This is a genomic window from Streptomyces sp. CB02056, assembly GCF_001905545.1.
GTDB lineage: Bacteria > Actinomycetota > Actinomycetes > Streptomycetales > Streptomycetaceae > Kitasatospora.
Map to the genome: position 1 here is coordinate 343,912 of NZ_LIPD01000001.1, position 23,020 is coordinate 366,931.

Annotated in this window: 24 protein-coding genes; 7 read left to right on the forward strand and 17 right to left on the reverse strand. The window is 71.6% G+C overall.

The genetic code is table 11. The features are described 5' to 3' along the window. Nucleotides 1-300 precede the first annotated feature (300 nt). Both AMK13_RS01515 and AMK13_RS01520 read left to right on the forward strand, forming a co-directional pair. On the forward strand, nt 301-2,373 hold the full coding sequence (locus AMK13_RS01515; protein ID WP_074000812.1) for an MFS transporter: 2,073 nt from the start codon (nt 301-303) through the stop codon (nt 2,371-2,373). 54 nt (nt 2,374-2,427) lie between these two features. Beyond that, nucleotides 2,428-2,907, forward strand: a complete 480-nt coding sequence (locus tag AMK13_RS01520; RefSeq protein WP_049650521.1) for a CYTH domain-containing protein — start codon at nt 2,428-2,430, stop codon at nt 2,905-2,907. A gap of 14 nt (nt 2,908-2,921) precedes the next feature. Here AMK13_RS01520 and AMK13_RS01525 read toward each other — a convergent pair whose 3' ends face one another. After that, the gene (locus tag AMK13_RS01525; RefSeq protein ID WP_234348289.1) at nt 2,922-3,398 is read right to left on the reverse strand and encodes a MarR family winged helix-turn-helix transcriptional regulator; all 477 of its coding nucleotides are present in this window, start codon (nt 3,396-3,398) and stop codon (nt 2,922-2,924) included. 62 nt (nt 3,399-3,460) lie between these two features. Between AMK13_RS01525 and AMK13_RS01530 the strand changes: the two genes are divergently transcribed. After that, on the forward strand, nt 3,461-3,871 hold the full coding sequence (locus AMK13_RS01530; protein WP_074000813.1) for a cupin domain-containing protein: 411 nt from the start codon (nt 3,461-3,463) through the stop codon (nt 3,869-3,871). Between the two features lie 73 nt (nt 3,872-3,944). Here AMK13_RS01530 and AMK13_RS01535 read toward each other — a convergent pair whose 3' ends face one another. Next, nucleotides 3,945-4,133, reverse strand: coding sequence for a hypothetical protein (locus tag AMK13_RS01535; protein WP_074000814.1), 189 nt, complete (start codon nt 4,131-4,133; stop codon nt 3,945-3,947). Nucleotides 4,134-4,309: 176 nt separating this feature from the next. Here AMK13_RS01535 and AMK13_RS01540 point away from each other — a divergent pair, with 176 nt between their 5' ends. Then, a complete protein-coding gene (locus tag AMK13_RS01540; protein WP_074000815.1) occupies nt 4,310-4,633 on the forward strand; it encodes an antibiotic biosynthesis monooxygenase family protein in 324 nt (107 codons plus the stop codon). A gap of 195 nt (nt 4,634-4,828) precedes the next feature. Here AMK13_RS01540 and AMK13_RS42725 read toward each other — a convergent pair whose 3' ends face one another. The 7 genes from AMK13_RS42725 to AMK13_RS01570 all read right to left on the reverse strand — a co-directional run bounded on the left by AMK13_RS42725 (nt 4,829) and on the right by AMK13_RS01570 (nt 11,826). Further along, nucleotides 4,829-5,332, reverse strand: coding sequence for a hypothetical protein (locus AMK13_RS42725; RefSeq protein ID WP_143204459.1), 504 nt, complete (start codon nt 5,330-5,332; stop codon nt 4,829-4,831). A gap of 236 nt (nt 5,333-5,568) precedes the next feature. Further along, complete coding sequence (locus AMK13_RS01545) at nt 5,569-6,432, reverse strand: LysR family transcriptional regulator (protein ID WP_198959296.1); 864 nt, start codon at nt 6,430-6,432, stop codon at nt 5,569-5,571. 110 nt (nt 6,433-6,542) lie between these two features. Then, nucleotides 6,543-7,940, reverse strand: coding sequence for a hypothetical protein (locus AMK13_RS01550; RefSeq protein WP_074000817.1), 1,398 nt, complete (start codon nt 7,938-7,940; stop codon nt 6,543-6,545). Between the two features lie 82 nt (nt 7,941-8,022). After that, the gene (locus AMK13_RS01555) at nt 8,023-8,439 is read right to left on the reverse strand and encodes an NUDIX hydrolase (RefSeq protein WP_074000818.1); all 417 of its coding nucleotides are present in this window, start codon (nt 8,437-8,439) and stop codon (nt 8,023-8,025) included. A 111-nt stretch (nt 8,440-8,550) separates the two neighbouring features. Next, the gene (locus AMK13_RS01560) at nt 8,551-9,216 is read right to left on the reverse strand and encodes a M15 family metallopeptidase (protein ID WP_074000819.1); all 666 of its coding nucleotides are present in this window, start codon (nt 9,214-9,216) and stop codon (nt 8,551-8,553) included. 65 nt (nt 9,217-9,281) lie between these two features. Next, nucleotides 9,282-10,406 carry an RICIN domain-containing protein gene (locus tag AMK13_RS01565; protein WP_074000820.1) on the reverse strand — a complete coding sequence of 375 codons (1,125 nt, stop codon included), beginning with the start codon at nt 10,404-10,406 and terminating at the stop codon, nt 9,282-9,284. A 106-nt stretch (nt 10,407-10,512) separates the two neighbouring features. Next, a complete protein-coding gene (locus AMK13_RS01570) occupies nt 10,513-11,826 on the reverse strand; it encodes a helix-turn-helix domain-containing protein (RefSeq protein ID WP_074000821.1) in 1,314 nt (437 codons plus the stop codon). 151 nt (nt 11,827-11,977) lie between these two features. Between AMK13_RS01570 and AMK13_RS01575 the strand changes: the two genes are divergently transcribed. Continuing rightward, the gene (locus AMK13_RS01575; RefSeq protein WP_074000822.1) at nt 11,978-13,066 is read left to right on the forward strand and encodes a methyltransferase domain-containing protein; all 1,089 of its coding nucleotides are present in this window, start codon (nt 11,978-11,980) and stop codon (nt 13,064-13,066) included. 144 nt (nt 13,067-13,210) lie between these two features. Here the strand turns inward: AMK13_RS01575 and AMK13_RS01580 are convergent, their stop codons facing one another. From AMK13_RS01580 to amcB, 4 genes are read right to left on the reverse strand one after another with little or no spacing between them, the layout of a single operon-like run. Next, complete coding sequence (locus AMK13_RS01580; RefSeq protein WP_074000823.1) at nt 13,211-13,900, reverse strand: hypothetical protein; 690 nt, start codon at nt 13,898-13,900, stop codon at nt 13,211-13,213. After that, on the reverse strand, nt 13,897-14,595 hold the full coding sequence (locus AMK13_RS01585; protein ID WP_049650506.1) for a pentapeptide repeat-containing protein: 699 nt from the start codon (nt 14,593-14,595) through the stop codon (nt 13,897-13,899). The genes AMK13_RS01580 and AMK13_RS01585 overlap by 4 nt, the downstream gene beginning before the upstream one ends. A 60-nt stretch (nt 14,596-14,655) precedes the next feature. Next, complete coding sequence (gene amcA, locus AMK13_RS43955) at nt 14,656-14,826, reverse strand: multiple cyclophane-containing RiPP AmcA (RefSeq protein WP_198959297.1); 171 nt, start codon at nt 14,824-14,826, stop codon at nt 14,656-14,658. Continuing rightward, on the reverse strand, nt 14,823-16,001 hold the full coding sequence (gene amcB, locus AMK13_RS01590) for a cyclophane-forming radical SAM peptide maturase AmcB (RefSeq protein ID WP_338016241.1): 1,179 nt from the start codon (nt 15,999-16,001) through the stop codon (nt 14,823-14,825). Before amcB ends, amcA begins: the two co-directional genes overlap by 4 nt. A 292-nt stretch (nt 16,002-16,293) precedes the next feature. Here amcB and AMK13_RS01595 point away from each other — a divergent pair, with 292 nt between their 5' ends. Continuing rightward, nucleotides 16,294-17,607, forward strand: a complete 1,314-nt coding sequence (locus tag AMK13_RS01595; RefSeq protein WP_074000825.1) for a helix-turn-helix domain-containing protein — start codon at nt 16,294-16,296, stop codon at nt 17,605-17,607. On the opposite strand, the gene AMK13_RS01600 is transcribed toward AMK13_RS01595, so the two are convergent. Further along, nucleotides 17,604-18,416, reverse strand: coding sequence for an alpha/beta hydrolase (locus tag AMK13_RS01600; protein WP_053112003.1), 813 nt, complete (start codon nt 18,414-18,416; stop codon nt 17,604-17,606). The two genes, AMK13_RS01595 and AMK13_RS01600, sit on opposite strands and share 4 nt — an antisense overlap. A gap of 249 nt (nt 18,417-18,665) precedes the next feature. Here AMK13_RS01600 and AMK13_RS01605 point away from each other — a divergent pair, with 249 nt between their 5' ends. After that, nucleotides 18,666-19,472, forward strand: coding sequence for a helix-turn-helix domain-containing protein (locus AMK13_RS01605; protein WP_074000826.1), 807 nt, complete (start codon nt 18,666-18,668; stop codon nt 19,470-19,472). Here the strand turns inward: AMK13_RS01605 and AMK13_RS01610 are convergent. Genes AMK13_RS01610 through AMK13_RS01620 form a run of 3 tightly spaced genes read right to left on the reverse strand, consistent with a single transcriptional unit; the run spans nt 19,469 to nt 23,018 of the window. Continuing rightward, nucleotides 19,469-20,305, reverse strand: a complete 837-nt coding sequence (locus AMK13_RS01610; RefSeq protein WP_074000827.1) for an ECF transporter S component — start codon at nt 20,303-20,305, stop codon at nt 19,469-19,471. The two genes, AMK13_RS01605 and AMK13_RS01610, sit on opposite strands and share 4 nt — an antisense overlap. Next, nucleotides 20,302-21,906, reverse strand: a complete 1,605-nt coding sequence (locus tag AMK13_RS01615) for an ABC transporter ATP-binding protein (RefSeq protein WP_074000828.1) — start codon at nt 21,904-21,906, stop codon at nt 20,302-20,304. Before AMK13_RS01615 ends, AMK13_RS01610 begins: the two co-directional genes overlap by 4 nt. Further along, entirely contained in the window at nt 21,903-23,018 is a 1,116-nt protein-coding gene (locus AMK13_RS01620) for a CbiQ family ECF transporter T component (protein ID WP_074001171.1), read from the reverse strand. Before AMK13_RS01620 ends, AMK13_RS01615 begins: the two co-directional genes overlap by 4 nt. Nucleotides 23,019-23,020: the final 2 nt, after the last annotated feature.

The window sequence follows — 23,020 nt, forward strand, 5'->3', positions numbered from 1 at the left end:
CGTCCGAAGGGGGGACAGGGGCGTCCGTCCCCCGGCGGGGGTGTTGTGCCGGTTGGTGCGGGTTGGCTCCTCCGAGAACGCCCGGAGCGCGGCGGTTGTCCCCGGCGCTTACGCTCGGCTCAACCCGGTGGAACATACCGGGACGAAACCGACCAGCGCGGTGAGCTGGGAGTGATCATCCGCACGGCCCGGCCGACGGGCCCGGGACCCCATGGAGACGCCATGCCCACGGAGACGCCGTGATGCCCGGGGAGACGCCGTGACGCCCCGCGCGGACGCCGTGACGCCCGCGGGGACCCGATGACGGAGCCGCGCACCGCGTCCGGCCGGAGCCCGGCGGGCGAGCCCGGCCCGCCGGCGGTCACCGTCCCCAACCTCTGGGTGCCGATCGGCGCCCTCCTGCTGGCGATGCTGCTCGCGGCCCTCGACCAGACCATCGTCTCCACCGCGCTGCCGACCATCGTCAGCGACCTCGGCGGCCTCGACCACCTCTCCTGGGTGGTCACCGCCTACCTGCTGGCCTCCACCGCCGCGACCCCGCTGTGGGGCAAGCTCGGCGACATGTACGGCCGGAAGCGCTTCTTCCAGGCCTCCATCGTGATCTTCCTGCTCGGCTCGGTGCTGTGCGGGATCGCCCAGAACATGGGCGAGCTGATCGCCTTCCGCGCCCTCCAGGGCCTGGGCGGCGGCGGGCTGATGGTGCTCTCCCAGGCGATCGTCGGCGACCTCGTCGCGCCCCGGGACCGCGGCCGCTACCAGGGCCTCTTCGGCGCCGTCTTCGGCGTCACCAGCGTGCTCGGTCCGCTGCTCGGCGGGGTGTTCGTCGACCACCTCAGCTGGCGCTGGGTGTTCTACATCAACCTGCCGATCGGCATCGTCGCCCTGGTGGTGATCGCGGCGGTGCTGCACGGGCTGGAGGTCCGGCGCGAGCACCGGATCGACTACCTGGGCACCGTCCTGATCGCCGCCGTCGCCACCTGCCTGGTGCTGATGACCTCGCTCGGCGGGACCACCTGGGCCTGGACGTCCTGGCAGGTCGTCGGCCTCGGCGTGCTCGGGCTGGTGCTGCTGCTCGCCTTCGTCCAGGTCGAGCGGACGGCCGTGGAGCCGGTGCTGCCGCTGCGGCTGTTCCGCTCGCGGACGTTCAGCCTGGTCGCGGTGATCTCCTTCGTGGTCGGCTTCGCGATGTTCGGCGCGCTGACCTACCTGCCGACCTTCCTCCAGGTGGTCCAGCAGGTCTCGCCCACCATGTCCGGTATCCACATGCTGCCGATGGTGCTCGGCATGCTGCTCACCTCGATCGGCTCCGGCCAGATCGTCGCCCGCACCGGCCACTACCGGATCTTCCCGATCGCCGGGACGGCCGTGACGACCGTCGGGCTGCTGCTGCTCTCCCGGCTGGACGAGCACAGCAGCACCGCCGAGATGAGCTTCTACTTCCTGGTCTTCGGCCTCGGGCTGGGACTGGTCATGCAGGTGCTGGTGCTGATCGTGCAGAACTCGGTCGGCTACGAGGACCTCGGCGTGGCCACCGCGGGCGCCACCTTCTTCCGCTCCATCGGGGCCTCCTTCGGCGTCTCCATCTTCGGGACGGTCTTCGCGAGCGGACTGCGCAGCCGGCTCGCCGACGCCCTGGCGGGGGTGCCGCTGCCGCCCGGCTTCCGACCGGAGGTCATCACCTCCGACCCGCGGGTCATCCCCCGGCTGCCGACCGCCGTCCAGCCGGGCGTCTACCACGCGTACGCCGAGTCGATCACCCGGGTGTTCCTGTACGCGGTGCCGGTCGCGGTGGTCGCCTTCGTGCTGTCGCTGTTCCTGCGCGAACAGAAGCTGCGCTCCACCGTCACCGCTCCGGACCTCAGCGAGTCCATCGGGTTCAACCCGGTCGAGCGCACCTCGCTGGACGAGATCGCCCGCGCCCTCTCGGTGCTGAACAGCCGCGAGGCCCGGCGCGACCTCTTCCGGCGGATCACCGAGACCGCCGGGCTGGACCTGCGGCCCGCCTCCAGCTGGCTGCTCCTCCAGATGCACCAGCACGGCTCGGTCGAGCCGGCCGAACTGGCCGAGCGGCGGATCGTCCCGGTCTCGGTGATCGAGGAGGCCGTCCGGGAGGTGGAGGGCCGGGGGCTGGCGGCGAGGGCCGGCGGGCTGCCGCTGCGGCTCACCGAACCGGGGGAGGAGGCGGCGCTGCGGCTGGTCGCCGCCCGGCGCACCCAGCTCGCCGAACTGCTGGGGGACTGGGACGAGCAGCGGTACGCCGAGCTCGCCGGGGTCCTGAACCGGCTCAGCTCCTCGCTCTGCGCGGACCGGCGCGACCGTCCGGACCCGTCGGGGCCGCAGGGGCCGTACCGTGGGGAGGGACGGTCGTTCTGACCGTCCGTTCGTCCGTCGGCCCGTGGGGCGTGACCGGGGAAGGGGTGGTGCGGCGTGCCGCTCGAGATCGAGCGCAAGTTCCTGCTGGAGGCCTTCGAGCCGCCGGAGACGGCGGTGCGGCAGCACATCGAGCAGGGGTACATCGCGATCAAGGACGACGGGACGGAGGTGCGGCTGCGGCGGATCGGCGGCAGCTGCGTCCTCGGCGTCAAGCGCAAGGCGTCCGGCGCCGGTTCCCCGGTGCGGATCGAGGTGGAACGCGAGCTGGGGGAACAGGAGTTCACCGAACTCTGGCCGGCCACCGAGGGCGCGCGGCTGGTCAAGGAGCGCTACACCTTCGACGCGTCCGGCGTCACGGTCTACGCGGACGTCTACCAGGGGGAGTTGGCCGGACTGCGCACCGTCGAGGTCGAGTTCGGCTCGGAGGCCGAGGCGGCGGCGTTCTCGGCGCCGGAGTGGTTCGGCGCCGAGATCACCGGCGTGAAGGCGTACAAGAACCAGACCCTGGCGACCGGCGGTCTGCCCAACTCCTGAGACCGGTAACGGGGTTACGGTGCCCCGAACCAGCGCGGGGTGTCGAGGCGGAACGGGTCGCCGGGGGCGAGTAGGCGCAGGCCGTCCTCCAGTTGGCGCAGCTGCTCCTCGCCCAGGGCCGCCGACCACTCCTCGCGCAGCTCGTCGAAGATCCGGGCCGAGCGGAGCAGGCAGTCCACCCCGCGTGCGGTGAGCCGGACCAGCTTGCGCCGGGTGTCGGCCGGGTCGGCGGCCCGTTCGACGTAGCCGAGCTGCTCCAGGCCGTCGATGGTCTTGCCCGCGGCCTGCTTGGTGACGCCGAGGCGGCGGCCGAGCTCGGTGGCGGTGGTGCCGTGCGGGCCGATCGCCTGGAAGACGAAGCCGTGCATCGGGCGCAGGTCGGGGTGGCCTTCGCGGGCGATGCGCTCGTGCAGCTCGTCGATGATCGTCCGGAAGGCCAGCAGCAGGCGCAGCGGTAGCTCAAATCCCGGCGGGGACGGTTCACTTGACACGATAGACAACCTCATTGACCATATAGACAACTTCATTGTCCATCTTAGGGGGTTCCCTCGCCATGCCCGTCATCCGCCGGACCGACGCCCGCCGCACCGAGACCCCGAACGCCGTCATGACCACCTACGCCTCGCCCACCCAGGGCGCCACCTCCCTCGCCGTCTGGCACGTCGACATGACCGCCGGCGCCCGGGGCCCGCTGCACGCCATGGACACCGAGCAGGTCTGGACACTCCTCACCGGCACCGCCCGGGTCGACCTGGCGGGGGAGGCCTTCACCCTCGCCGCCGGAGACACCGCCGCCCTCCCCGCCGACACCGTCCGGCAGATCGCCACCGACACCGGCTTCACCGCCGTCGTCGCCTCCCCGTCCCCCGCCCACGCCTACAACCCCGACGCCGTCACCCCGCCCGACGCCTGCGCCCTCGCCCCGCGCGACGACCAGCGCGTCCTCCCGCCGTGGATCGCCTGAGTCCGATGCCGACGGGGATGGGGACAGGGGCGGCCGAGGACTCGCCCCGGCCGTCCCCGCTCGACAGCCGCCGCTACCGCTGGCCCTCGATGTCGTTCCCCTGGTCGTCCACGTTCTGCTGACCCTGCTGTTGGGCCTGTTGCTGGGCCTGCGAGGCCTTCTGCTGGGCCTCGTCCTGTTGCGGTTGCCCGCTTCCGATGCGCTGCTTGGCCTCTTCCTCGGCCTGCTGGGCCTTGTCCCGGAACTTGTCGCCGATACCCATGACCGTTCCCCTGTCCCTCGGGTTCTGGGCTCTACCTCCAGGCTTCCACCCGGGCCCGGTCCCTGCATGTCGACGCCCCACCACCCGCCGTGACCGCCGGTGCCTCCGAACGGTCCCGCCGTGAGGTGTAGCAGACTGCTCCCCGTAAGCAGTCACCGGAGCAGAAGGAGTGCGCCATGTCCGTCGTCAAGATCAACGTCCTGACGGTGCCGGCCGAGCAGCGCGAGGTGCTGGAGCAGCGCTTCGCCTCCCGGGCCGGCGCGGTGGAGAACTCGGACGGCTTCGAGTGGTTCGAGCTCCTCCGCCCCGTCGAGGGCACCGACCAGTACCTCGTCTACACCCGCTGGCGCAGCGAGGAGGACTTCAAGGCCTGGATGGAGGGCCCCATGAAGGCCGCCCACCAGAACGGCCCCGCCGGCGAGGCCCCCAAGCGCCCCGCCGCCTCCGGCTCCACCCTCTGGTCCTTCGAGGTCGTCCAGTCGGCGGGCCCCAAGGCCTGACGTATGTACGGAAGTTGCGCGCCCCGGGGTTCCTTGAACCCCGGGGCGCGCTGCTGTGTGCGGGCTGGATGCGGCCGCCGTATTGGAGTCGGGGAGGGAATCGCGCTGGCTGTGGATGCCTTGCTCATGCCTTCGAAAGTCCATCTGACGGATGCTCCTCGAAAGCCGTGTCTGCTCGTCTGCGGAGCGGCAGGTCTACGAGTCGTTCAGCAGCCGTTGACCGTGGATCTTCGCGGCGTTTCCCCAGTGGCAGGCTGTGCATCGCTCCAGGCGAAAGTAGGGTGACGAGTCTTTTGCTTTAGCCTCAGTCACCCTTCGGAAGTTGCTTGTATATTGCACACGCCCGCAGGGGGCATCGGCCGAGTGGTAGATGGTCAGGATGGGGCCTGGAGTGATGCGCACCAGGCATGGGAGGCTTGCGCTTCGACCGCCGAGACGCCTGGCCTCATGGTCGACCTCCCGCAGTTTGGTCGCCATTTGCATGCGCAACTCCTCCTGGGCTTGGTGGTGTTCATCCAGGATTTTGAGTCGACGAAGTCGAAGGGTGTTCATTTCTTCCGGAATTGCCATTGCAACCTCGTAAGCAGTTCTCCTAGCGTGAAAATCATTGAACATGGAAATCTTGGGCAAGCGCAAGGCGATGCTGGAAATATTTCCAATATGATCATCTTGGTCAAATGGAGGATCGATCTTGATCATGAATGGCAGAGCTTGATGTATTAGCAGTTGGGGAAATGCCTTGCATATTAATCCGTTCAAGTGGGCGGCCAGTGCCCTGTGAGAACTCGCTTCGACCTTCGGCCGCAAGATGATTGGCCCGCCGGGCCGGGATGGCAAGGGGGAAGGGCGTTGTGGGCGGCAACCTGCACCGGCTTGTCGTTGAGTCGGAGGTCGCGTACTGGTCCGACGGCGCTGGCCGGTGGGGTGGGCAGCGTTCAGGGGGCTGCGACGGAGAGGGGGTAGTGGAGGGTGGGGAAGGGGGTGTGGTGGGTGGGCCAGAGGAGGCGGAGGTGGAGGGGTGGGGGGTTGAGGGGGAGGCGGGTGAGGGTGCCGGCGGTGAGGTGGGTGTGGACGGCGTGGGTGGGGAGGAGGGCGATGCCGAGGCCCTGTTCGGCGCAGGCGCGGGTGGTGGGGACGGTGCCGGTGTGGAGGCGTCGGATGTGGTGGCCGAGGAGGCGTTCGCCGGCGAGGTGGTAGGAGCAGGCGGGGGTGTCGACGAGGAGGCGGTGGCCGCGGAGGAGTTCGGGGGTGAGGGCGGTGGCGCGGGCGAGCGGGTGGGTGGGGGCGGCGACCAGGGTGAGGGGGACGGCCTGGAGGTCGAGGTGATCGAGCGGGGCGGGCGGCAGGGGGAAGCCGAGGGCGCCGAGCGGGCCGGGGGCGTCGAGGACGAGGGCCGCTTCCAGGGCTCCGGCGGCGACGCCGTCGACCAGGACGTCCCGGGTGGCGTCGGTGTGGAGGGAGATGTCCAGGTCGGGGCGGTGGTCGGTGAGGCGGGCCAGGACGGCCGGGAGGTGGGTGGCGGAGACGGCGGCCAGGACGCCGAGGCGCAGGCGGGGCCGGGTGACGGCGACTTCGCGGCGGGCCTGGTCGGCCTGATCGAGGAGTCGGCGGGACCAGGGCAGGAGGCGTTCCCCGGCCGGAGTGAGGGTCAGGTCGTGCCCGGCCCGGTCGAACAGGTCGGTGCCGAGGCTGTGTTCGAGGGTGCGGACCTGTTCGGAGACGGAGGCCGGGGCGAGTCCGAGGGCCATGGCCGCGCCGGTGACGGTGTGGTGGGCGACGAGGGCCTCGAAGACGCGCAACTGACGTAGTTCCACTGGTTTCCCCGGTTCCCCCGAAGGTCCGTACGGTGCCCGTGTGAGTGCTGCGGGACAGGGTACGGGGGTGGACGGGGTGGATGGGGTGCCGGAGGTCAGTGGCTGCGCGGGGCCTCCGGCCGTGCGGCGAGGGTGTGGACCTCGTGGAGGGTGGCGGTCGCTTCGGCGTGGGCGCCGTGGACGAGTTGGGCCATGGCGAGGTCGGTGAGTGCCCGGACGAGGCGGTGGGTGTCGTCGGCGGGGCCGGTCGCGTGGAGGCGGCGTTCGATCCGGGCGCTCCGCCGTAGCCGGGGGAGTGTGAGGTGGGCATAGTAGGTGGGGTGGTCTCCGCGGACCGCCCGGCGCAGGTCGAGCCGCCGGGTGAGGGTGCCGAGGGTGGCGAGCAGGGCGCGGTCCTCCGGCAGGGGGGGGCTGTCGGGGTGCTCGGACGGGTCGTCCTCGTCGGGCAGGTGGTCGGTGGGCTCGGGCCTGCCGGTGACGGCTTCGACGGCCCGCGCGAGGGTGGCCAGGCCGTCCTCGAAGGACTCGCGCAGGCTGAAGGACCAGTGGTGGAGGCTCAGGCCCAGCACCGGTTGGAGGGGTCGGCCCGGGTCGACGCCGAGTGCGAGCGGGTCCGGGGCGTCGGCCGCGGCCTGTTCGTCCCGTACGCCGGAGCGGGCGAACAGGGCGCTCCGCAGGCCCTCGTTGAAGCCGAAGTCGCCGGCGTCGCCGCGGGCGGGCAGGAGTTCGCAGGAGCGGGCGGCGTCCGCGAGCAGCCGGTGGGACTGTTCGGCGCGGCCCAGATCGGCGAACCACAGGGCGGCGCCGGCCGTCCGCAGGGCCGGGACGGGGCTGCGGGCCGGTTCCGTGCGGCCCTCGCGCAGCCGGGCGAGGGCCTCATGTTCGACGGCCACGGCCTCCTCGGTGCGGTCCGCGAGGCGGAGCAGCACGGTGAGGTCGAGCAGCCGCCACGCCAGGTCGCTCCCGCCGGGCTCGGTCACCGCCCGGGAGCGGTCGGCCACCGTGCGGGCGGCGTCCACGGCCTCGTCGAACCGTCCTGCCTCGGCGAGGCCGTGGGCGAGGTCGGCGTGCAGGACGGCGGCCTGGCCGAGGCCTTCCACCGGCTGGTCCGCTTCGGCGCGCCGGGCCAGGTCGGCCGCCTCCCGCCGGGCGGCGAGGGCGGGGCCGTCGGCGTGCGCCAGGGAGAGTTGCAGGGCGAGGGAGGCCAGCGCGCGGGCGGCGGCGGCCAGGTGCTCGGTGCAGCCGTCGGCGACCAGGGCGCGGTAGATGCCGGCGGACTCCTCCAGGAACGGGACGGCGTCCTCGGGCCGGGGCTCGGGCCGGCCGTAGGCCCGGCCCCGCAGCGCCTCGGCCAGCGCGGGCAGGCCCGAGGCGGGGTCGGTGCGGGCCTGGGCCCGGAGCCGGGCGACCGTCTCGTCGGTGACGGGTTCCCGCCCCGACCGGCGGGCTCGCGGTGCGGGGTGGTCGGACGGGGCTCCGTGCGCGGGTGTCACGCGTTTCCTTCCGGGGCGGGGGAGAGGGGTCTCCCGTCCGAACGTCCTTCCGGCGGGGAGGAGTTCCGGAGACCGCGTGCCCCTACTCGGCGAGCGCGCCGTCGAGGTACTCCCGCACCGGTGGGAACAGCGGGAACGGCACGTACTCGGCCAGCTCGGCGCGGGACGCCCACACCACCCGGTCCAGCTCGTCGGAGTCCACCACGGTGGCGGTGCCGCCGACCACCTCGCAGGCCGTGTACGCCATCCGCCGCCCGTTCTGCGGATGCTCCCGCTCGCCGAGCAGCCGGGCGGCGGTGACGCGCAGGCCGGTCTCCTCGGCGGTCTCGCGCACGGCCGCCGCCCCGGCGGACTCGCCCGGCTCGACCTCCCCGGCCGGGAACTGCCAGGACAGTTCGCCCTCGGCGACCCGCCGCCGCACCATCAGCACCCGGCCGTCCTCGACGACGATCGCGACGGCGACGGCGGGGGGTGCGTGCTCGGGGTTCTGCTCGGTCATCGCTCTGCTCCTCGGGTCAGGACGGCGTCGGTGTCGACGCCATCCTGACCCGGGGCCGCGGCCGACAGCAGGCAGCGGGCCGCGTGTCGTGTCGGCTGTGCGAGGTGTCGGCTACCGGTGCGCCGGCCCGTAGAGCGCCGACGGCGCACCGGTGGCCAGTGCCCAGTAGCGGTCCCCGTACGACCAGTGCCACCACTCGGTGGGGTAGTTGACGAGTCCGGCGCCGGTCAGGACGCTGCCGAGCAGTCGCCGGTTGGCGCGGGCCTCCGTACCGATGTTGTCGGCGTGGGTGTAGCAGGCCCCGGCGCTCTCCTCCGGGTTGGCGTTGACCCGGGTGCCGAGGTCGAGTTCACGGCCGTCGGCGTCGACGAGGGTGAGGTCGACGGCGGCCCCGGCACTGTGCGGTGCGATCTCCGGCGGGGAGACGTAGCGGCTGGCCGACGACCTGACCCGGTCGTCCGGCCAGTCGGGGTTCGCGGCCCGCAACTCGGCGGCGTACTCGTCGAAGTAGCGGCTCTGGAGGGCCGGCGGCCGGTAGCCCTCGACGAACAGCAGCCGCAGGCCGTCCGGCAGGGCCTCCTGCGCGTCGAGCAGCCGGTCGAGCACGCCGGCCCGCAGCTGCGCGAAGGCCCCGGTGCCGTCCTGCTTGCGCCCGTCGACGGGCAGCCCGCCGCCGCTCCGTACGTCCGACAGCCGTACGTCCGACAGCCGCTCGCCGCAGTCCTGGACGGGGACCGCGGCGACCTTCGGGTCGGACATGAGGATGATCTCGCTCAACACGCCTCCTGGGTAAGGGGGGCAACGCTACGGGGCCGGGCAGGACGACTTCGCGGGTGCCGGGGTCAGCTCTTCTGGTCGTCGGCCCAGGTGATGTCCATCTCGTCGATGAAGTAGCGGCCGTCGAAGCAGAGGAAGACCTTGGACGTGGTGTCGTTGTCCGCGATCCAGGTCTTGTTCCACTGGATGACGGTGCCGGCGCCGTCGCGCTTGGGGAAGTAGAGGCCCTCGCGGCGTTCGGGCTGGTTGTAGAAGCCGTGTCCGTTGGGCAGCCGGTACGGCGTCCGGAAGATGGCGTCGTGGCCGCCGATGCGGTCGAACAGCGCGGCCGGGAAGTTGGTGCGGGCGACGAGCTTCGGCGGGACGTAGTGGACGTCGACCTCGCCGGAGTCCACGTAGCGGGCGGGTTCCCCCTTCAGCCGGTGGAAGGCCCTGCGCGCGGCGCCCGCCGTGTCGTAGCTGTCGATGAAGGTCACGAGATCTCCCTCCCGCCCCTCCTGGTACCAGTCGCCCTGGGAGTGATGGTCGAAGTCGAAGGCCTCGATGCGGGTGCCCGGGGTGAGGAGCTCGCCGGGGACCTCCCGGAAGCTGGTCTCCTCGAAGAACTGCTCGACGGTCCGCACGCGCTTCTCGAAGCGGCGGGCCGGCACCCGGACCCGTCCCGTCCCCACCGGCAGGTCGGTGGCCTTCGGCGCCGGGGCGGGGGCGGGCTCCGGTGCCGGGAGGGGCGCGGGCGCCCAGGCGGTGCAGTTCAGGTCCTGGGCCCCGGCGCCCTTCTCCAGGATCAGGGGCCCGCCCGGCCGTTCGGCCGCCGGTTCGGCCAGGCCGAGGAGGCAGTTGGAGGAGTCGTGGAGGGCCATCAGCCGGCCGGTGTCGCGCTGGACGAAGGCCCGCCAGGCCTGCCGCCAGTACGAGGAGTCGCTGCCGGTGTCGGAGAACTTGGGCCGCAGGGTGACCTTGGCGCCCCGGCTCGATTCCTCGGCGGTCAGGTAGAGGCCGGTGGCCACGTGGCGGATCCGGTGGTTGATCACCCGGAACCGCTCGGCCACCCACTGCTCGCCGTCGCCACCGGTCTCGGGCGCGAGCACCACCGGGGTGCCCTCGGGGCTTCCCGGCGCGGCTCCGGCCACCAGCTCAGGAATGCGGTGGAGGCGTAGGACGAACGTCTCGGTGGGCCAGTCGACCAGCATCGTGGACACCTTTCGGCATGGGGATATGACAGAACGTCAAGACCATGATCGCTTGATCGGATGGATCGGCGCCAGGGCGTGCGGGGACGAAGGAACGGGCCAGTGGTCAGCAGGCCCGCAGCCGCTCCAGGAACTCCGGGACGCCGTCGACCCGGCGGTACGGCTCGAAGGCCGGTGCGAGCTCGCGGACCAGGGCGACGCAGCGGGGCGCGCCGATCCGGGTGGCCAGGTCGAGCGACTCGCCGGTGACGGACACGGCCTGCTCGACCTCCTTGGCCTCCAGGTAGCCCCGGGCCTGGTACGTCAGGAAGACGCCGCGCGTCTTGTCCCTGGCACGGGGCAGCAGCGCCATCCCCTCCGCGATCCGGGCCCGGGCCTCGCCAGTCCGGCCGAGGTCCAGGAGGCACTGGCCGGAGTCCACGGCCAGGTCGGCGGGGCCCATCCACGCGCACCACCCGGGTGCGGGATCGACGGCGTCGACGGCGAGGGCGGACTCGGCGTCGGACAGGTCCCGGTAGCAGGCGGCGCGGTCGCCGAGCGCCGCGTGGGCCCTGGCGCGGCGGAGGAGGAGCAGGGAGCGGGCGGTCGGGTGCGAGACGCCGGACAGGGCGTGCCCGAGCTGGCCGACGGAGACCCTTGCCTTGCCGAGCCAGGTGGCCTGGTAGGCGAAGTCGGACAGCACGCCGGCGCCGTGGTCGCGGTCGCCCGCGGCGTTCGCGGACTGCAGCGCGGCCTCCCACAGCTTTCCGGCCGCCCAGTGCCGGCCCTGGTCGAAGCGGTACCAGCCGCAGGTGGTGGCGAGCGAGGCGGCCAGCCGGTGGAGGCGTCGACCGGTCGCCTCGCCGTAGCGGCCCTCCTCGATCAGCTCCGTGACGGTGGCCAGGTGGGCGTCCATCAGACGGACGGTGTGCTGGCGCTGCTCGGTGGGCAGGGCCGTCAGCTTCCTGCTGGTCTCCTCCAGCCAGTCCACGAGTTCGCGGTCCACGTGCTTGCCGTCCAAGGCCGAGACGAGGCGCCCGGGCTCGGTCGTGGCCCGCTGGGCGGCCAGGCCGCCCAGCGAGATCGCGCTGAAGGTCATGAAGCTGCGGCGGTCCATGGCGGCTCTCTGGGCGTCGTGGAGTGCTCGGACGGTGTGGGCGGCGCCCAGGGGCAGCGGCTCGTCCCGCCCGGGCAGCCAGTACGGCCAGCCGTACGCCTCCAGCTCCGACAGCGGGACGTCGAAGGCCTCGGCGATGAGGAGCTGGGAGTCGGTGTTCGGCGTCTTGCGCCAGTGCTCCCACCGGCTGACGGCCGCCTTGTCGGCGCCGGAGCGGAGCCCGTGACGCCGGGCGGCCTTGTTCAGCTCAGCGACGAGGTCGCCCTGCGACCAGTGACGCAGTTCGCGCGCGTAGGCGAGGGGATGCCGGATCGGGTCGTCCACGGGGTCAATCCCATCATCGACAGTGACCGCGAGCCTACCGCCGGTGCGGGCGGGACAACCCCGGGACCACAGGCAATGGCTTTCCGGTGAGGGCGAGTTGGGCTGTACTCGACTCGCACCGACCGAGTTCCTCCACGAAGGGGATGATCGCGTGAAGTGGAACGCGCTCACCGACGCGCTCCGGGAGTCCGGGGCGCTGTCGGTCGACTGGGAGCCGGTGTTCAGGGCTGTGCCCCGACGGCTGTTCGTTCCGGACCGGGTCCACCACGGGGGTGAGTGGCTCGACCGGACGGAACGGCCGGGCGAGTGGGGGGAGTTGGTCGCCTCGGACGTCCCGCTCGTGACGATGCTGGACGAGGACGGCCGCACGCCGGCCTCGTCCAGTTCGATGCCCACCGTCGTGGCCCGGATGCTCTGGCACCTCCGGGTCACCGACGGCATGCGGGTGCTGGACATCGGCACCGGTGCGGGGTGGACGGCCGCGTTGCTGGCGCGTCGGCTCGGGGTGGAGAACGTGACCACCGTGGAGCTGGATCCCGAACTGTCCGGTGCCGCGCGGCGGCGCCTGGCGGCGAACGGCCTGCCGGTCACGGCCGTTGTCGGCGACGGCATGCTCGGCCATCCGGCGGGCGCGCCGTACGACCGGATCCATGTCACCGCGGCCGTGCAACGCGTCCCCGGGGCGCTGATCGAGCAGACGGTGCCCGGCGGCGTGATCGTCGTCCCGTACGGCACGGCGTTCTGCAACGGGGGGTTGCTGAGGCTCACCGTCGCCGACGACGGCCGGTCCGCGAGCGGGCCGTTCGTCGAGGATGTGGCGTTCATGTGGGTGCGGGACCAGCGCCCCGGGAGCGGCGAGTTCGAGATCGAGGACGTCCGGCACGGCCCGTCCGCCCTCGACCCCGCCGCCGTGGCCGAGTGCACCGACGCCGCGTTCGCGATCGGGCTGCGGCTGCCGGGCCTGTTCCGGCGGGAGGTGTGGGCGGGCTACGACCGTTTCGGTACGGGGCGGTTCGAGGTGTGGGACGGCGTCTCGTACGCCCACTGCCGCCTCGCCGACCGGGACGGGAAGCACGCCGTCTCGCAGTCCGGCCCCCGCGACCTGTGGGACGAGGTGACCGCCGCCCATGCCTGGTGGCAGCGCCAGGGCGAGCCGAGCCTCGACCGGTTCGGCCTGACCGTCACCGTCGCGGGCGAGCACCGGGTGTGGCTGGATGAGCCGGATCGCGTCGTCGGGTGATGGGTGGCATGAAGCGCGCCCTGGGCTCGCGGGTCCGGGGCGCGCCGGACTGTGCGCGCGTGCGCCGCCTGAACGGGTGATCAAGGAGCACCCGAAGGTGCTCGACACACTCTCGGATGCCTTCGGGGACGTTGTCGGACAGTGTCAGACCAGCGATCCCATGGCGCCGCATGCCCAGCGGCCGAGCCAGAAGGCGGCAGTGGATTCCTGTTGGTCTTCCGTGGAGCCGTCATGAGGCAGGAACTCGGTGGGTGCGATGTAGCCCTCGCCGGGATCGAGCCGAATGCGCAAGCAGTGGAGGGGGAATCCGCGTGCGACGTAGGACCGGAGGTCATCGGTGTGCGGGTAACAGGCGGCGTGATCCTCGCGGACCGTCCGGCAGACGTTCTGGATGTCGACGTCACCGAGCAGGATGTAGCGGGTGCCAGGCCCGAGGTTGATGCACAGTCGTCGCCGACCGGTGTGCTTGCGTGCGTGGCTCAGCTTGTCCCAGTTGTCGACGTGCAGGCCGATCAGCCGACCATCTTGGTAGTTGGGTGTCGTGGTCGGTGACTTGGCGACGCTGAGAGCCTTGCCAAGCATGTGGGTTCCAGGACTGTTGAGGTGGTCGGGGCCGATGCTCTCGGCCCCGACCACCTCGACGACGATGTCGTCGGCCGTGGACCGACCGGGTCGGAGCCGGTCGATCACGTCGTGATCGAGGGAACGCCAAGGGCCGATGGGAATGACAGCACCCTCTTCGAACCGGGCGTCGCCGCGGGTCGTGCCGACACTGGCGACCTGGGTGCGGGCTGCGAGGGCGGCAGGTGAGGCGTGGGCGACCTTGAGACTCATGGAGTCCTCCTGGACCCGGGCCCGTCGAGGTCATCCCCGAAAGTGACCTCCAGCTCGGCCATGAGCGCTTGGGCGAGCTCGATCTGCTGGGGGCGGTCGATGATGACCTTCGTGAGGTTGCCGATACCCCGAAGCATGGACAGGTCGTTGCCGCGCAGGTCGGTCGCTCGATAGGTGCCGCGGCCGAACTCGGTGTCTCGTAGCGAGCAGCCGTCGAAGACCGCAGCAGTGAGGTCGCACCCGTTGAAGGCCGACTCGGTGAGCACGCAGTCGGTGAAAGCGAGCGGGCCGGTGGTGCGGAGCTTCTCGAAGGTGGAGTAGTTCAGCTTGCAGTGGTCGAACAGCACGTTGTCGAGGGTGAGGCCGTTGTAGTTCCCGCCCATGATCTTGCAGTTCCTGAAGACGACGCGCGACAGCCTGCTGTCGACCCACTGGAGATTTCCCAGGTCGCAGTCGGTGAATTCGACCGAGTCCACGCGTACCTCGTCCATGCGAACACGGGAAGCACGAAGGTTGGTGACGCGGCCGGTGAGGAGACGGGTGTTGGCCAGGTCGAGGTCGCGTAGATCGGCGTCGGCATAGGCGAACTCCTGGACGATGCCCCGGCCGCTCTCCAAGGTCGAGGTGCTGGAGAGGTAGCCACCGGTGAGATCGGGCAAGGTGATGCTGATACGGCCGAAGGAACGGCTGGGCATGGTGAATGCTCGCTTTCCGTTGCGCCGGGCCAGCGCCGGTCGGCACTGGCCCGGCGACGCTCACTTCTTGTTCCAGTTGTCCCAGGTCGGACGGTTGTCGAACTTGGGGCCGGCGTTGTCCCAGGTGGGGCGGTTGTCGAACTTCGCCACCGCGGGGCCGGTCGTGCCGGCATCCACCAGGTCGCTGATCACGTCGGTTTCGATGGTCTTCAGCAGTTCGAGCAAGGTCATGACGCGGTCTCCGCTCGGACGGTATCGGACAGGGCGGTGAGAAGGGCCTGCCGCGACACGCGGCAGTGGTTCGTCTCGGTGGAGTCGAAGCGGCCGTTCTCGAAGAACCTGTTTCCGGCCTGAGCACCCCGACAGAAGCCGAAGTACTCGCAGGTGGCCTCGCAGGCGTCCAGGCCGGTCAGGAACTCGTCCACGTAGCGGAGCCGATGGGCGTTGGCCAGCATGTCGCGGATGGTGAGCTGCAGGACGTTCCCGGCCTGGAAGTCGTGGTACTCGGGGGATTGGACGCCCGCCAGCTCAGGGGAGAGAAGAACGACGTCCCCGATTGAAGAGACGGTCGGGATGGGGTCGATCCGAACGCTTTGCCAGCCGTCTCCGCCTCGCAGGGAGCGCAGGTAGGCGCCAAGGCGATCGATTTCGCGGACGGTCAGGCCGGGGTTCGAACGAGTCCAGGCGATCGCGCGGTTCCAGAACTCGGCTGCGGCTTCGAACATGGGGACGGGGCGGTGGGCATTGGCTCCCTCGCGCTCTTCGATGTTGATTCCTACGGTGTGGCAGCCCAGTTCGGCGAAGAAGTCCAGCAGGTCCTCCGGCCGGCCGATGCTGTCCACTGTGACCACGGCGATCGTGGAGAAGCCGATTCCGTGTCGGCGAAGATGCGCAATGCCTCGGAGGGTGCGATCGAAGACAGGCTTTCCTCGGCGGTCGACGCGCTCCGTGTTGAACTCGGCGGGACCGTCGATGCTCACCCCCACACGTACCTCGCGCTCCGCGAAGAACTCGCACCAGCGGTCACTGACCAAGGTGCCGTTGGTCTGGACATAGTGGTGCAGCAGGCCTTCATGCCGAAGGCTCTCGAACGGATCGGTCAACTCGGAGAGACGCGACGTCCCGAGCGCCAGCGGTTCACCCGCGTGCCACACAAGGTCCATCGGGGCATCGACGGTTGCGATCTCGCGGATCGACCGGGCAATGGCCTCGGCGACATCGGACGTCATCGGCGTCCGACGGTCCTTTCCGGGGAGGTAGCAGTAGCTGCACGCCACATTGCAGAAGCCGTCCGGTTGCACGACGACCGACCGCGGTCGGGGGGAGATCCGCCGGCGGTAGCGCTCGCGGGAGGTGAGTGGAGGTGTGCGGGCCACGGTGGTCCTCTCAAGCGTAGGGACGATCACTGGAAGCGGAGGTCTGCGTGCACGGTCTTGCAGGATTTGCTGACCAGCTCCGTGGCGATCGGGAGGTCACGCAGGCCTCCCGCTGGGATGCCGGATCGTTCGGCCGCCCAGGAACTCCCGAACCCGATGGCGATTTCCAGTTCCAGAGCGGCTGATCATCAGTCAACAGTGCTTCTGCGGATGAGACGAGGTCAGACTGGAGGACACATCACCGGACACTTCGATCGGTACGCCGTATCTCCTGTCGCTGGCCGATGTCGGCGGCTTAGCCTGGATCTGCGGGGGTGCAGAGATGCCCGGACACACACCGAATGGAACGTTCGTCACTGCGCGGATCAAGCGTGGGTGGCGCACTCAGGAGGACTTCGCCGAGGCGTACAACGCCACGGCTGGCACCTCGGGCTCGAAGGCCAGGATCTCGGTGCGTCAGGTCAGACGGTGGGAATCGGGACAGACCCTGTGGCCGAACCGGGACGCGCGTCAGGTCTTGATCCGGATGTTCGGTATGCCCTTGGGGCACCTGGGCTTCGTTCCGCCCGCCGGCAAGGCGATGGCGCGGGACACTGCGGCCGATGACGAACCCGGCATGGAGGATCATGTGCTTCGCCGAACATTCGTAGGCGGTGCTCTTGTCGCACCCTTGCTCGATCTTGCGGCACTGGACCATTTCGCAGCCGCAGCCCGGGACGCCTACCGATACGCCGACCAGGATCTTGTCGATCATCTGCGCAACGCGCTGGACGAGACGGCTCGGATTGATCTTCTCGACGGGCCGCATCGGGCAATGCCCGCCGCGCTTGGAATCCTCTCCGCGATCAACGGTGCTGCACGAGATGCCAAGCCCGGCATTCGTCAACAGCTACTCGGCCTGGGGGCGCGTGCGGCCGAACTGGCAGCGTGGCTTCACCGGGATGCCGGATCGCCTCACCGGACGATCACCTACTGGCACAACCAGTCGAAGGAATGGGCCACCTTCACCAGCGACGGTGCCATGCACGCCTACGTTCTCCTGCGTCAGGCGCAGGCCATGGGACGCCACGACCCGGCTCGGATACTCGCCTTGGCAGATGCGGCCACCAGTGGGCCGTGGGTCCTTCCGCCACGTCCACGTGCTGAGGCACTTCAGCAGAAGGCGCGCGGACTTGCGATGACCGGGGCCGCCGAGAAGCAGATCGAGCGAGTCCTGGACGAGGCGCATGGTTCGTTGGACCAGGCGGCCGAGCCGTGCGGGGCGGCGACCTGCACCGGGCCTCTCGGGGACGGCTACACCCGCGATCGGCTGATGGTGCAGTCCGGGATCTGCTGGCGTGAGGCCAAGCGGCCGGACAAAGCAGTTGCGGTGTTTCGGGCGCATCTCTCGGGGAGCGTCCTCGGACCTCGCGACCATGCCCACTACAGCGCGTTCCTGGCGGGGGCTCTCGCCGAGGCAGGTGAGCCTGACGAGGCGGCTGACGCGGCTCTCCGTGCCCTGGCCGTGGCCGCGCCTCCGCGTTATGGGCAGGTGATCACCGAACTCCACCGCACGGCAGAGATCCTGTTCCCGCACCGCGACCGTCCGGCGGTGCGGGAGTTCCACGAACGTCTGATGGTGACCGTGTCATGTTAGGACGAGACGAATTCCGCCACCTTGGCGATCACCTCGCTCTGCCAGGCCTTGGACTGCGGGTGGGCGTAGGACGGGTCGTCGTGGACGGCGAACCCGTGTTGCGCGCCGTCGAGTTCGTACAGTTCGGCCCCGGCGCCGAAGAGCGGCGCGAATCGACGGGACAGTTCGATGTCGACGAAGGTGTCCTTCGTACCGTGGATGATGAGTACGGGTGACCGCACGCCGGTGCAGAGCTGCACGGGGTCGAGGTGGAAGACCTCGTTCAGGAGACCGCGGCCCGTCTCGAACGGTTGACGGACGGAGAAGCCACGCTCGTCCAGCTTCACGGCGTGCTCTGTGGAGAGGCGGTCCTCGACCCATCCGGCTGCTTCGGTGATGAAGCGGTTCCGGTAGTCCATACGTGGGTTCAGCAGGACCAGCTTGTCGACCTCATCGGGTCGGCTTCCGGCATGTAGGGCTGCCGCACCGCCGGAGAACGAGGCGGCAACGACGTGGACCCGGCCGGGGCGATCGGCGATCTCTGCCAGGTGTCCGGACGCGGCCCGGATGTCGTTGGCGATGGAGGCGATCGTGATGTCGGAGAAGCGCCCGGCGCTCCTGCCGTGGGCCCGCAGGTCGAAGCGGAGGCAGGTGATGCCGGTGGCGGCGAGACCGGCCGCCAGGCGGCCGAAGAATCCGCCTTCTTCACGGGTGACGCCGGCGCCGTGTGCGAGAACGGCCAGAGCAGTTGGGGGAGTTGGCGAGGGAGTGACCGTGCCGGACAGTGCGGTGCCGTCCAGCGACCGAAATGCGGTCTCGTAGTCAGTCATGTCCACCGACGGTATCAACTCGCGGACGAGGCTGGAGCGTCCAGGGAGCGGAGGTTCCGGGGCGCGCTGGGGTGAGTGCGCTCGCGCCGCCCGAAAGGGTGATGTGGGTGGGGGTTTGACGAGGTGTTACGGCGTTGCGGTGAAAATTGCGGTGTCGGGTGCTCGGAGAAGCGCCCGGTGCATGGGCACAAGTAACCCCGGCGGTGCTCCAACACCCCGGGGTTTGGCACCAGGAGAAAGCAACTCCAGATGCAGATTCATCGTATCCCTCAGCACGCTCCCGGGTACACGATCCTGGACAACGGGCATGTCGTCCGTAAGCACTCGCTGAGTTGGGCCGCGCGGGGGCTCCTCGGCTACCTGCTCAGCCTGCCGGACGGGGCGCGCGAAGACGTCCGCACGCTGGCCGCCAAGAGCGTGGAGGGCCGGACGAGCGTGGCGCGGGCGCTCAGGGAGTTGGAGGCGGCCGGGCACTACGTCCGGCGCACCCAGCGGGACCCGCTGACCGGGCAGGTGCGGACGGTCGTCTCGGTGCACGAGGTGCCGGTGACGACGGGCAAGGCGGTGCACACGGTGCCGCCGCTTCCCGTGCCCCCGGCCGCCGGTGGTCCAGCTCCAGGTGGGCCAGGCGTCGGGAAGGTGGGAAGCCCTTCCAAGGAACGGGAAACCAAGGACGTGGAAGAACCTTCCGTCCGTCCCCCGGAGAAGTGGACGGCGGGCATGGCGCTGCTGCTCGAACTCGGGTGCCGGGAGCCGAAGATGGCCCTGGCGGGGAAGCCGCTCCGTGATCAGGCCGCGAGGGTGGAGCGGCTGCTGGAACAGGGCTGGTCCCGGAGCGCCTTGCTGGGCATCCTGGCGGCGCCGCTGCCGGAGAAGGTCACCCACAGCGTGGGGGCGGTCCTGGCGGGGCGGTTGGCGAGGGTGCCCGCTGTCCCCGAAGCGGCGGGAGGTACAGGGCCCCGCCGGCACGAGTGCCCCGGCCGGGGCGGGATGTGCGGGCGGCCCGTGGCGGGAGCCGGGCAGGTGTGCGGGGCGTGCCGGGCGGGCGGCGCTTAGCGCTCCGGCGGGCGGAAGGTGACCGGGGCGTCGAAGGCGGCGCGGCGGGTGGTGCGGCGCAGGGCGCGCAGGACGGGGGTGCCGAGGGTGAGGCAGAGCACCACGGTGAGTGCGGCACGCGGCAGGTCCCAGCCCAGTGACGTGGTCAGGCAGTAGGCGGCGAAGCGGACCAGGTTGGCGGGCAGCGGGTCGCCGGGGACGAAGGAGATGGAGCCGGCCAGGCCGCCGATGTACGGCCAGCCCTGGAGGTTCATGATCGTGCCGTACAGCAGGGACGCGATGGCGCCATAGGACGCCAGCACCACGAGTTCGCGGCGGCCGCGCAGCGAGGAGGCCCCCGGGAGCAGGCCCGCACCCAGGCAGACCCAGCCCATCGCCAGCATCTGGAACGGCAGCCACGGCCCGACCCCGCCGGTGAGCAGCGCGGAGGCGAACATCGACAGCGAGCCGAGGACGAAGCCGAAGCCCGGGCCGAGCACCCGCCCGGACAGCACCATCAGGAAGAACATCGGCTCCAGCCCCGCCGTGCCCGCGCCGAGGGGGCGGAGGGCGGCGCCGGCGGCGGCCAGGACGCCCAGCAGGGCCACGGACTTGGCGTCCAGGCCGGGGGCGCCGCCGCCCGCCGAGCGGCCCTCGGAGATCTGGGCGATGACGACGGCGAGGAGGAGGGGGAGCAGCAGGGCGAACAGCCACGGCGCGTCGGTGGAGTGGCCGACCAGCGCCGACTTGGTGGAGGCGAGCAGCGGCCAGCCGAAGGCGGCGACGCCGACGAAGGAGACGGACAGCAGCGCCGCGACGGACCGGCGTCCCAGCGGGACGGGACGAGTGCTCATGCGTCCAGCGCCTCCGCGACCTGCCGCACGGTGAGCCACGGCCCGGGGGCGAGCACCTTGGCGACCTGCGGGGCGAAGGCGGGGGAGGAGACCACGACCTCCGCCGTCGGGCCGTCCGCGACGATCTCGCCCTCGGCGAGGATCACCGTGCGGTGGGCGAGTTCGGCGGCCAGCTCGACGTCGTGGGTGGCGAGGAGCACGGCGTGGCCCTCGGCGGCCAGGCCGCGCAGGATCTCCACCAGCCGGGCCTTGGCGGCGTAGTCGAGGCCGCGGGTCGGCTCGTCGAGGAGCAGCAGCGGCGGCCGGGCGGTGAGCACGACGGCGAGCGCGAGGGTGAGCCGCTGGCCCTCGGAGAGGTCGCGCGGGTGGGTGTCGTCGTCGATGCCGGGCAGCAGGCGCTCGACCAGGGCGCGGCAGGTGCCGGCGGCGGCTCCGGCGTCGGTGTCGGCCGCGGCGCACTCGGCGGCGACCGATTCGCCGTACAGCAGGTCGCGCGGGTCCTGCGGGACGAGGCCGACCTCGCGGATCAGTTCGGCGGGGCGGGTGCGGTGCGGGGTGCGGCCGCCGACCCTGACGCTGCCGGAGGAGGGGGCGTGCAGGCCGACCAGGCTGCCCAGCAGGGTGGACTTGCCGGCGCCGTTGCGGCCCATCAGGGCGGTGATCTCGCCGGGGTGGAGGGAGAGGTCCACGCCGCGCAGGGCCGGGACGGGGCCGCGCCGGACGGCGAGGCGGTCGGTGACGGCGAGGGGCGCGGCGCCGGCACGGCGGTCGGCGGGAGCGGGCGTCCGGCCGTCCAGCCGGGCGCGCAGCGGCGCGGCCTTGCGGCGCGCGTCGCGGACCGAGAGCGGCAGCGGCCGCCAGCCCGCGAGCTGGCCGAGGCCGACCACCGGCGGGTGCACCGGGGAGTGCGCCATCACCTCGGCGGGCTCGCCGAGGACGGGCGGGGCGTCGGGGGTGAGCAGCAGCACCTGGTCGGCGTACTGGACGACCCGCTCCAGCCGGTGCTCGGCCATCAGCACGGTGGTGCCGAGGTCGTGCACCAGCCGCTGGAGGACGGACAGCACCTCCTCGGCCGCGCCCGGGTCGAGCGCCGAGGTGGGCTCGTCCAGGACCAGCACGCGCGGGTGCACGGTGAGCACCGATCCGATCGCGACGCGCTGCTGCTGGCCGCCGGAGAGGGAGTTCAGCGCGCGGTCGCGCAGGTCGGCGAGGCCGAGCAGGTCGAGGGTCTCCTCGACCCGGCGGCGCATCACGTCGCCCGGCAGGCCCAGGGACTCCATGCCGTAGGCGAGTTCGTCCTCCACGGTGTCGGTGACGAAGTGCGCCAGCGGGTCCTGCCCCACCGTGCCGACCAGGTCGGCGAGTTCGCGCGGACGGTGCTCGCGGGTGTCCCGGCCGCCGACGGTGACCCGGCCGTGCAGCACCCCGCCGGTGAAGTGCGGCACCAGGCCGCTGACCGTTCCCAGCAGGGTGGACTTGCCGGAGCCGGACGGGCCCACCAGCAGGCAGAGTTCGCCCTCGGGGACGGTCAGGTCGACGCCGTCGAGGGCGGGTGCGGCCGAGTCCGCGTACCGGACGGAGACCTGCTCGAAGGTGATCACGATGCCCTCCGGGGCGGGGTCGGGGCGGCGAACGCCGGTACCAGGCCGAGCAGCACGGTCAGCACGGCGGCCAGTGGCAGCGCGGGGACGGTCGGCGGGACGACGGTGGGGGCGAAGGCGGCCGGGTCCCGCGCGGCCAGGTAGGTGGTGAGGGCCGCCACGGCCGCACCGGAACCGGCCGTCAGCCACTCGGGGACGGCCCAAGGGTCGGGCCGGTAGCGGCTTCTGACGGACCGTCGGCCACCCAGCAGCAGGCCGGCGAAGGCGGCGGCCAGGCCGAGCAGCAGGACGGGCAGCGCCCAGCCCGCGCCGCCGGCCGTCAGCAGCCCGTACGCGGCCAGGCAGATCCCGAGCAGTCCGGCCAGGGTGAGCGCGGCCGTTGCCCGGGCGAGCCGGCGCGGGACGTCGGCGGTGCGGCCGAACCCCCGGGTGTCCATGGCGGCGGCCAGTGCGATGGACCGCTCCAACGCGCCCTCCAGCACCGGGAGTCCGACGCTCAGCACGGCCGCGACGCCCTTGTCGGAGCGGCCCCGCAGGCGCCGCGCGGCACGCAGCCGGCGGACGTCCGCGATCAGGTTCGGCGCGAAGGTCATCGCCACGACGACGGCGACGCCCGCCTCGTAGAGCGCGCCGGGCAGGGCGCGCAGCAGCCGGGCCGGGCTGGCCAGCGAGTTGGCGGCGCCGACGCAGACCAGCAGGGTGGCCAGCCGCAGCCCGTCGTACAGCGCCGCGAGCAGCCCCTCGACGGTGACCCGGCCGCCGATCCGCACGCCCTGCGCCCAGACGGGCAGCGGGAGTTCGGGCAGCGTGAACAGCACATGGGTGCCCGGGACCGGCGAGCCGAGGAAGACCGCGAAGACCAGTCGGATGCCGAGCACCAGCAGGCCCAGCCGCAGGAACGCCCCGTACGAGCGCGACCACGGCGCATCGCCGCGCCGGGCCGCGACCACGTACCCGGCGACGGCGACGAGCAGCAGCAGGATCGCCGGGTTGGTGGTGCGGGTGGCCGCCGCGCCCAGCCCCAGCGCCCACAACCACCAGGCCCCGGGGTGCAGTTGACGGGGGCCGGTGGGCGGCCGGGTGGTACGGACGGCGGTGCTGCTCACGGTGATTC

What these genes read in the sequence shown, in the direction of transcription:
- AMK13_RS01515 (WP_074000812.1), top strand. Translation starts at nt 301, where the DNA reads ATGACGGAGCCGCGCACCGCGTCCGGCCGGAGCCCGGCGGGCGAGCCC.
- AMK13_RS01530 (WP_074000813.1), top strand. Translation starts at nt 3,461, where the DNA reads ATGCCCGTCATCCGCCGGACCGACGCCCGCCGCACCGAGACCCCGAAC.
- AMK13_RS01535 (WP_074000814.1), bottom strand. Translation starts at nt 4,133, where the DNA reads ATGGGTATCGGCGACAAGTTCCGGGACAAGGCCCAGCAGGCCGAGGAA.
- AMK13_RS01540 (WP_074000815.1), top strand. Translation starts at nt 4,310, where the DNA reads ATGTCCGTCGTCAAGATCAACGTCCTGACGGTGCCGGCCGAGCAGCGC.
- AMK13_RS42725 (WP_143204459.1), bottom strand. Translation starts at nt 5,332, where the DNA reads ATGATCAAGATCGATCCTCCATTTGACCAAGATGATCATATTGGAAAT.
- AMK13_RS01555 (WP_074000818.1), bottom strand. Translation starts at nt 8,439, where the DNA reads ATGACCGAGCAGAACCCCGAGCACGCACCCCCCGCCGTCGCCGTCGCG.
- AMK13_RS01565 (WP_074000820.1), bottom strand. Translation starts at nt 10,406, where the DNA reads ATGCTGGTCGACTGGCCCACCGAGACGTTCGTCCTACGCCTCCACCGC.
- AMK13_RS01580 (WP_074000823.1), bottom strand. Translation starts at nt 13,900, where the DNA reads ATGAGTCTCAAGGTCGCCCACGCCTCACCTGCCGCCCTCGCAGCCCGC.
- AMK13_RS01585 (WP_049650506.1), bottom strand. Translation starts at nt 14,595, where the DNA reads ATGCCCAGCCGTTCCTTCGGCCGTATCAGCATCACCTTGCCCGATCTC.
- amcA (WP_198959297.1), bottom strand. Translation starts at nt 14,826, where the DNA reads ATGACCTTGCTCGAACTGCTGAAGACCATCGAAACCGACGTGATCAGC.
- AMK13_RS01595 (WP_074000825.1), top strand. Translation starts at nt 16,294, where the DNA reads ATGCCCGGACACACACCGAATGGAACGTTCGTCACTGCGCGGATCAAG.
- AMK13_RS01600 (WP_053112003.1), bottom strand. Translation starts at nt 18,416, where the DNA reads ATGACTGACTACGAGACCGCATTTCGGTCGCTGGACGGCACCGCACTG.
- AMK13_RS01605 (WP_074000826.1), top strand. Translation starts at nt 18,666, where the DNA reads ATGCAGATTCATCGTATCCCTCAGCACGCTCCCGGGTACACGATCCTG.
- AMK13_RS01610 (WP_074000827.1), bottom strand. Translation starts at nt 20,305, where the DNA reads ATGAGCACTCGTCCCGTCCCGCTGGGACGCCGGTCCGTCGCGGCGCTG.